Source organism: Pedococcus ginsenosidimutans, assembly GCF_039544395.1.
GTDB lineage: Bacteria > Actinomycetota > Actinomycetes > Actinomycetales > Dermatophilaceae > Pedococcus > Pedococcus ginsenosidimutans.
Genome location: NZ_BAABLO010000010.1, coordinates 34448 through 41404, shown reverse-complemented (window position 1 = coordinate 41404; position 6957 = coordinate 34448). Strand labels below are relative to the sequence as shown.

General features: G+C 72.0%; 7 protein-coding genes and 1 pseudogene. 3 read left to right on the top strand and 5 right to left on the bottom strand.

Annotated elements, in window-relative coordinates:
- Window positions 1-377: pseudogene (locus tag ABEA42_RS11045) on the top strand (inositol-3-phosphate synthase); the annotation flags it as partial.
- 7 nt (window positions 378-384) lie between these two features.
- Here ABEA42_RS11045 and ABEA42_RS11040 read toward each other — a convergent pair.
- Complete coding sequence (locus tag ABEA42_RS11040) at window positions 385-1188, bottom strand: DUF2182 domain-containing protein (protein WP_345503294.1); 804 nt, start codon at window positions 1186-1188, stop codon at window positions 385-387.
- 5 nt (window positions 1189-1193) lie between these two features.
- A complete protein-coding gene (locus tag ABEA42_RS11035) occupies window positions 1194-1796 on the bottom strand; it encodes a DUF1326 domain-containing protein (protein WP_345503293.1) in 603 nt (200 codons plus the stop codon).
- 183 nt (window positions 1797-1979) lie between these two features.
- On the opposite strand from ABEA42_RS11035, the gene ABEA42_RS11030 reads away from it, so the two are divergent.
- A complete protein-coding gene (locus tag ABEA42_RS11030) occupies window positions 1980-2333 on the top strand; it encodes a VOC family protein (RefSeq protein ID WP_345503291.1) in 354 nt (117 codons plus the stop codon).
- Between the two features lie 61 nt (window positions 2334-2394).
- Here ABEA42_RS11030 and ABEA42_RS11025 read toward each other — a convergent pair whose 3' ends face one another.
- Window positions 2395-3114: an ABC transporter permease gene (locus ABEA42_RS11025; protein ID WP_345503290.1), complete on the bottom strand. Its 720-nt coding sequence runs from the start codon at window positions 3112-3114 to the stop codon at window positions 2395-2397.
- Window positions 3115-3251: 137 nt separating this feature from the next.
- Window positions 3252-4154 (bottom strand): ATP-binding cassette domain-containing protein, encoded by a 903-nt coding sequence (locus tag ABEA42_RS11020; protein WP_345503289.1) that lies wholly within the window; start codon window positions 4152-4154, stop codon window positions 3252-3254.
- A 311-nt stretch (window positions 4155-4465) separates the two neighbouring features.
- Here ABEA42_RS11020 and ABEA42_RS11015 point away from each other — a divergent pair, with 311 nt between their 5' ends.
- A complete protein-coding gene (locus ABEA42_RS11015; RefSeq protein ID WP_345503288.1) occupies window positions 4466-5422 on the top strand; it encodes an SMP-30/gluconolactonase/LRE family protein in 957 nt (318 codons plus the stop codon).
- Window positions 5423-5438: 16 nt separating this feature from the next.
- On the opposite strand, the gene ABEA42_RS11010 is transcribed toward ABEA42_RS11015, so the two are convergent.
- Entirely contained in the window at window positions 5439-6953 is a 1515-nt protein-coding gene (locus ABEA42_RS11010; protein ID WP_345503287.1) for a phospholipase D-like domain-containing protein, read from the bottom strand.
- Window positions 6954-6957: the final 4 nt, after the last annotated feature.

Below are 6957 nucleotides of genomic sequence, written 5' to 3'. Positions count from 1 at the left end.
CCAAGACCCAGGCCGTCACCTCCAACCTGACCGGCGCCCTGGCCGGCCAGACCGACAGCCGCAACGTCCACATCGGCCCCTCGGACTACGTCGCCTGGCTCGACGACCGCAAGTGGGCCTACGTGCGTCTCGAGGGCCGCGCGTTCGGCGACGTCCCGCTCAACCTGGAGTACAAGCTCGAGGTCTGGGACTCCCCGAACTCGGCCGGTATCATCATCGACGCCATCCGCGCGGCCAAGATCGCCAAGGACCGCGGCATCGGCGGCGCCCTCATCAGCGCCTCCTCCTACCTGATGAAGTCCCCGCCGGTGCAGCGCGAGGACACCGAGGGCCGCACCCGGCTCGAGGCCTTCATCGCCGGCACCGAGCAGCGCTGACCCGCGCTCACATGGTCATGCCGGACGGGGTCGTGAGGCCCGGCAGGGCGTCCGGCGCAGTGAGCAGGAAGAGGCCGAGGCCGAGCAGCAGCGCCGCGGTGCCATACGTCACGACGCGACGCCAGGGGAGCAGCTTCTCGACCGCGATGATGGCGGCGACCAGGGCCATCCACGTCAGGCTCATCACCCCGAGCGCGAACAGCGACGCCATCAGCGCCCAGCAGCAGCCGACGCACCACGCCCCGTTGCGCACCCCCATGCGCACCGACCCCAGGGGTCCGTCCCGCCACGACCCCAGGAGCGCCCCCAGCGGGCTCCGGCAGTGGCCCAGGCACACGTCCTTCAGGGGAGTGAGCTCGTAGACGGCGGCCACGAGCAACGTGGCCCCGGCGAGCATCCTCCCGGACCTCTCCCAGCTCAGCGTGTCGCCGAGCACCGCGTGGGCCGTGGCACCGATGGCGTAGCCGGCCAGGCCGGCCGCTGCCCAGGTCAGCAGGTAGCCGCCGGCGAAGAGCCAGGGGGCGAGCGGGGTCCGAGCCCTCGTGAGCCGGCTGTACAGGGCGATCGTGGGTGCCACCGACGGCAGCATCATCGCGGCCATCATGACGACCCAGGTGCCGAGGAACCAGCCGAGGGTGCCCAGCGCCGACCAGGGGCCGGCGTCCATGCCCTGCATCGCGTGGGCGCTCCACACCCACCCGAGGGCGGCGACCAAGCACAGCGCCGCCACGAGGGCGAGCCTCGTCCGGGCGGCGGCGTACGCAGGGTTCAGGGCCTGCTGGCCACCGTCGGGGGCGGCCGCCGCGCGCATGGCGCTCAGGCAGCCCAGGAGAACGACGACGTGGACAGGCCGGTCCTCGCCTCGTAGGAGATCCCGAAGGCGTCGATCCGTGCGTGCCGGGCCTCGGCCATGGTCAGGTCGGAGGCGACGGGGTGGAACATCCCCTGGAACCGGACGGGCTGTCCGCTCTCCACCCCGAACGGGACGATGTCCTCGATCTCGAAGTCGATGGTGTCCGCCACCCGCACGCTGTGGCGCAGGCCGTCGTCCCGGACCTCGATGGCGGCGCGTTCCACACCCACCACCTCGCCGACCAGAGGAGCCAGCGCACCCATCGGCCCCCCGAGCTCACCGCCGAAGACCTTGACCAGCTTGTCGAACTGCTCGTCGCTGGACCCGTCGTCGATGTAGACGCCGAGTCGCCAGCCGCCCTCGGTCATCACCTTGGGGGTGTCCGCGATCAGGGCGACCCTGCGGCCCGCGACGTCCGTGCCCTCGACCTGCCCCTCCCGGAGGTTGAACACCAGGGTGACCCTGCAGAAGTCGTAGGTCGCCCCGTGGTCGAGGGAGAGGTTGCACGGACACATCAGCTCGCACGAGCAGGTCTCCACATAGCTGCCGGACAGGTTCCACGCCATGGCGGACCCCCTTTCCAGACCACCAAGTCTCGCCACGCTGCTGCGGCCCGTCAATGGATCTGGCGGCCCCTGCGACCTCTGCTGGCGGTGTTACGGGGTGTTGTCCGGAAATCTCCCGGAGGGCCGGCGACCGGGGCGATCCGGGTGCTGGTGCCGGCCCGTCCGACGAGGCAGGGTGGGCGCATGGAACGGGTGCTCGGAGTGGGTGGGTACTTCATGCGGTCCGCGGACCCCGAGGCGCTGCGGGCCTGGTACCGCGACTGCCTCGGCCTGGACGCCGACGAGCACGGGGTCTGGGAGCCGCAGGCGGGGCCGATGGTGTTCGCCACCTTCGAGGCGGGGACCGACTACTTCGGCTCCCGGAGCCAGCAGGTCATGCTCAACTTCCGCGTCCGCGACCTCGACGCGATGCTGTCCCAGCTCCGTGCGAAGGGGGCGGACGTGGCGGCCGAGGTGCAGGAGATGGAGGGGGTCGGCCGGTTCGGCTGGGTCACCGACCCGGACGGCAACCGGGTGGAGCTCTGGCAGCTGTCCTGAGGACGGCGCGCCGACCCCGGCCGGCTGGGTGTCCAGCCGCCCGGGGTCGGTCCCGTGACCCCTACTTGACCTCTGCGCGCCGCACGACCAGGAGGCCGATCGCCAGCGGCAGCAGGAACCAGAGCGCACCGGCGACACCGAGGTGCGCCCACTGCTGGCTCGAGACGGTGCCGTTGAACAGCGGTCCCTGCGCGTCGGTGTAGTCCACCCACGGCCGCAGGTCGGCGAACCACTTCTGGTAGGCGGCCAGCAGGCCGAGCAGCGGGGGCAGCACCAGGGTGAGGACGAAGTAGATGACGATCGCGCCGGCCGAGCTGCGGATGAGCAGGCCCAGCATGAACCCGAACAGCATCCCGAGCACGCTGCCCAGGACGATGAGCGCGAAGTGGGCGGCCGTGACGTCCCAGACGGGGTCGATGCCGGCGATCGCGCTCCCGACGAGGGTGCCCAGCACGCCGACGACGAGGGCGACGACCATCGACGCGACACCGACCAGGGTGGCCGCGAGGAACTTCGCCCCCAGGACGCGTCCGCGGTGCGGCACGAGGGTGAAGGTCGTCAGCCCGCTGCGCTGGCTCCATTCGCTGGTCACCGCGAGGATCCCGATCATCGGCAGGATCACGGTCATCGGCGCCCCGATCGCGGCCGCGAAGCTGTCGAAGGTGAGCTGGTCGTCCGGCGCGAACACGATGATCGCCGCCGTCGCGATCAGGCTGGTGATGACGATGCTGGCCATCAGCCAGAAGCCCGACCGGGTGTCGAACATCTTGCGCAGCTCCACGTTCACTATGCGCTGCAGGGGAATTCGCGACGCTGGACGACGCCGGCCGGTGCCCGGCCCACCCGATGTGTTGACGGTGGCATGGTCAGGGACGGACCCGGAGCTCGGGGCGGGACCCGGGCTCGTGATGACGGTGCTCATGCTGCTGCTCCTTCGCGCTGGGTGTCTGCGGTGAGCTCGAGGAACATCTCCTCGAGCCCGGCCCCGTCGGCGGTACGGAGCTCGGTGAGGACCACGCGGGCGGACAGGGCCGCCTGCCCGACGTGCTCCGGTGGTGCCTCGGTGTGGACGCTGCCGTCGGCGTGGGTGGTGAACGCCAGCCCGGCCTGCTCCATGGCCAGGGCCAGGGCGGCGGCGTCGCGGGCGCGGGCGACCGTCCCTGCGGCGGCCAGCAGGTCGGCCTTGGTGCCCTGGGCGACGACGCGGCCGTTGCCGATGACGACCAGGTCGTCGGCGACCACCTCGATCTCGTGCAGCAGGTGGGACGACAGCAGCACCGTGCCGCCACCATCGGCGAACCTGCGCAGGAGGTCACGCATCCAGCGGATGCCCGCAGGGTCGAGACCGTTCGCGGGCTCGTCGAGGACGAGCACCTGCGGGTCCCCGAGCAGGGCCGTGCCGATGCCGAGGCGCTGGCGCATGCCCAGCGAGTAGTCGCGGACGCGTCGGTCGGCCTCGTCGGACGTGAGGCTGACGAGGTCGAGCATCTCCTGGACCCGCCGTCGGGGCAGACCCATGGTCCGCTGGGCGATGGTGAGGATCTCGCGTCCGGTGCGCCCGGCGTGCTGGGCGGAGGCGTCCAGCAGGACGCCCACCTCGGTGCCCGGGTTGGGCAGGTCGGTGAACCGCCGGCCGTCGATCGTGGCAGAGCCCGAGGTCGCGGGGGTGAGGCCGACGATGATGCGCATCGTGGTCGACTTGCCGGCGCCGTTCGGGCCGAGGAACCCGGTCACCCGACCCCGGGCCGCGGTGAACGAGACGTCGTCGACGGCGGTCATGCCGCGTCCGTAGGTCTTGGTGAGTGCTTCGACAGTGATCATGCGGAGCATCGTGTCCGTCGCGCGTGGGTCGCCACATCGGGGAGACGCCGGATGCACACCCTGAGGCGACCCTGACGCACTCTCGGGGTCCACCGCCCGGCGACCCGGGGGAGACGGCTCGGGGTCCGCACCCCAGGCACCCCAGGCACCCCGGGCACCCCGGGCACCCCGGGCGCCCCGGTCCCGCAGGCCCGGGCCCTTGCGTCCGGGCCCTTGTGTCCGGGCCCGGGGGAGCGGACGCTGGTGCGGTGGGCCGATCGCACCCACACGCCGAGGCATTGCGGGGCTGCCGTGACTAGAGAGGTGCCCCGATGTCTGCACTGAGGAAGGCTTCCGTCCTGGCTGCGGCCGTCGCGGCGACGGCCGCGCTGGCGCTCTCCGCACCGCCTGCCGTGGCCGCCCACCCGGTGGCCCCACCCTCCGTGCAGACGGCGTCGCGCGCCCACACCATCGCGCTTCCCGGTGCGACGGGTACGGAGGGCGTTGCCAAGGGAGCGGGGGCGACGTTCTACGCCGGCGACCTGCTCACCGGGGACGTCTACCTGGGAGATGTGCGCCGGCGCACCGCCACCAAGCTCGTCCACGCCCCTGCCGGACGGTTCGCGACCGGCATGAAGGCGGACCTGCGCCACCACCTGCTCTTCGTGGCCGGCGGCCCGACGGGGCAGGGCTACGTGTACAGCACGGTCACCGGCGCCCCCGTCGCCTCCTACACCTTCGCCACCGCCCCGACGTTCATCAACGACGTGGCCCTGACCAGCCGCGGTGCGTGGTTCACCGACTCCTCGCGGTCGGTCCTGTACTTCGTGCCCGTCACGGCGGGCGCACCGGGACCGTTCTCCACGCTGCAGCTGAGCGGACCCGCCGCAGACCTCGGGGGCGCGTTCAACAACAACGGGATCCAGGCGACCGCGGACGGGTCGCGACTGCTCGTCGCCCACAGCGCGCAGGGGGCGGTGAACGTCGTCGACCCCGCCACCGGGGCGAGCCGTGCGATCGCGGGGCTCAGCGTCCCCAACGTCGATGGGATCCTGCTCGAGGGACACGACCTGTGGGTGGTCCGCAACAACGACAACCTGGTCGTCAAGGCCCGGCTCTCAGGTGACCTGCGCACCGGGACGGTCAGGAGGTCGATCACGACCAGCCTGTTCGAGACGCCTACGACCCTGGCGCTGTCAGGCGGCCACCTGGTCGTGGCCAACGCCAAGTTCGACACCGGGTTCCCGCCCACCGCAACGCATTACGAGGTCGTGGTCATCGACCGTTAGCCGAGCGGTCACCGGCTCAGCCGTCGACGAGCAGGCCCCGGAGGGGGCCCTGGAGGAGGTCGACGCGCCGGGAGAGGGCCTGCAGGTGCTCGATGCGGTGGATGGGTTCGCCGCCGCGGGCGCTCACCTCGTCCTGCTCGTCGCAGATGGGGCGCCAGACCGTGTCGACCACGTCCGCCACCGCGCCGGAGAGGTCGCCCTGCGGCCGGCCGGTGTGCTCCTCCCACAACCTGAGGCGGGTGTCCCGGGCAAGGGCCTCGTCGAGGGCGAGGATGTTCACCTCGGTGTCGTTGAACAGCGAGTGCTCGTTGAGGTTGGCCGACCCGATGGTCAGCCAGCGGTCGTCGACGATGCCGATCTTGGCGTGGACGTAGACGCCCGGGCCCCCACGCGAGGCCCCGACCATGGTGGTCGCGAGCAGGTGGCCACGGCCGGCATCCGCGGCGATGAGGCGGGCGAGCTGCCCCCGCGTGGTGTCGCTGCCGTTGTTGGGACGGCGGGGGAGGACCAGCACGAGGCGGAAGGCCTCGCTCGGCGGCCGGAGCAGCTTGTCGACGAGGACGTCGGTGACCTCGGGCGACCAGAGGAACTGGTTCTCGAGGTAGATGTGCGACCGGGCGGAGCGCAGCGCTGCGAGGTAGCCGGCCAGGATGCTGAACTCGCCCTGGGGGAGGAAGTCGTAGACCTTCTCCGGCACGGTGCGCAGCAGCTCGAGATCGAGGTCACCGGCGGGGGCAGGGGGCTCGGGAGCCGGCAGGACCGTACCCGTGACCGCACCCCACCTGGCGTTGAAGTGCGCCGCGACGTCGGCCACGACCGGGCCGCGCAGGACCGTCGCGGCGTCGTGCCAGCCGAGGGTGTGGAGCCTCGGGTGCGCACGGGAGTCGAGCCGGTCGCCGGCCAGCGCCGTGAGGTCGATGCCGCCGACGAAGGCGATCTCGTCGTCGACGACCACGAGCTTCTCGTGGTGGCAGTGCATGGTGAACTCGCGGGTGTCCAGGGCGCACTCGACCGCGGAACCGCGCATCAGCTCGGCTGCGGAGGCCCGCGCGTCGGCGCGGGTCGGCTTGAACACCGGCAGGGGTGGACCGCCCCACATCAGCACGCGCACGGGGACGCGTTGCGCCGTCGTCGCCAGCAGCTCCCGCAGGGTCATGCTGTCGGGTCCGTGCACCAGGCGGAAGTCCGGGCTGCAGTGCCAGCCGGCGATGTGCACACTGCGGCGCGCGCCGAGGATGGCTTCCTGGACCTGCGGCAGCGCCTCGGCCCCGTCGATGAGGACCTCGAGGCTGTTGCCGCGACGGACGCGGGACGGGTCGACCCACGTGGGTCCTGTGGTGTCGCCCTCGAGCGCGGCGGAGTTGCCGGTGCGCTGCAGCCGTCGACGGTGCCTCGCCTTCACGAGGTGCTCCAGCCGGTCACCCAGCCAGCCGTCGGTCCTGCCGGCGAGACCGGCGACCGGGGAGGGAAGTTCCGCCCCACGCCCACGGCTCGTCGCACCGGGCCGTGGGCGCGCTTCGTGCTGGGGCATGGTG

What these genes read in the sequence shown, in the direction of transcription:
- ABEA42_RS11035 (WP_345503293.1), bottom strand. Translation starts at nt 1,796, where the DNA reads ATGGCGTGGAACCTGTCCGGCAGCTATGTGGAGACCTGCTCGTGCGAG.
- ABEA42_RS11030 (WP_345503291.1), top strand. Translation starts at nt 1,980, where the DNA reads ATGGAACGGGTGCTCGGAGTGGGTGGGTACTTCATGCGGTCCGCGGAC.
- ABEA42_RS11020 (WP_345503289.1), bottom strand. Translation starts at nt 4,154, where the DNA reads ATGATCACTGTCGAAGCACTCACCAAGACCTACGGACGCGGCATGACC.
- ABEA42_RS11040 (WP_345503294.1), bottom strand. Translation starts at nt 1,188, where the DNA reads ATGCGCGCGGCGGCCGCCCCCGACGGTGGCCAGCAGGCCCTGAACCCT.
- ABEA42_RS11015 (WP_345503288.1), top strand. Translation starts at nt 4,466, where the DNA reads ATGTCTGCACTGAGGAAGGCTTCCGTCCTGGCTGCGGCCGTCGCGGCG.
- ABEA42_RS11010 (WP_345503287.1), bottom strand. Translation starts at nt 6,953, where the DNA reads ATGCCCCAGCACGAAGCGCGCCCACGGCCCGGTGCGACGAGCCGTGGG.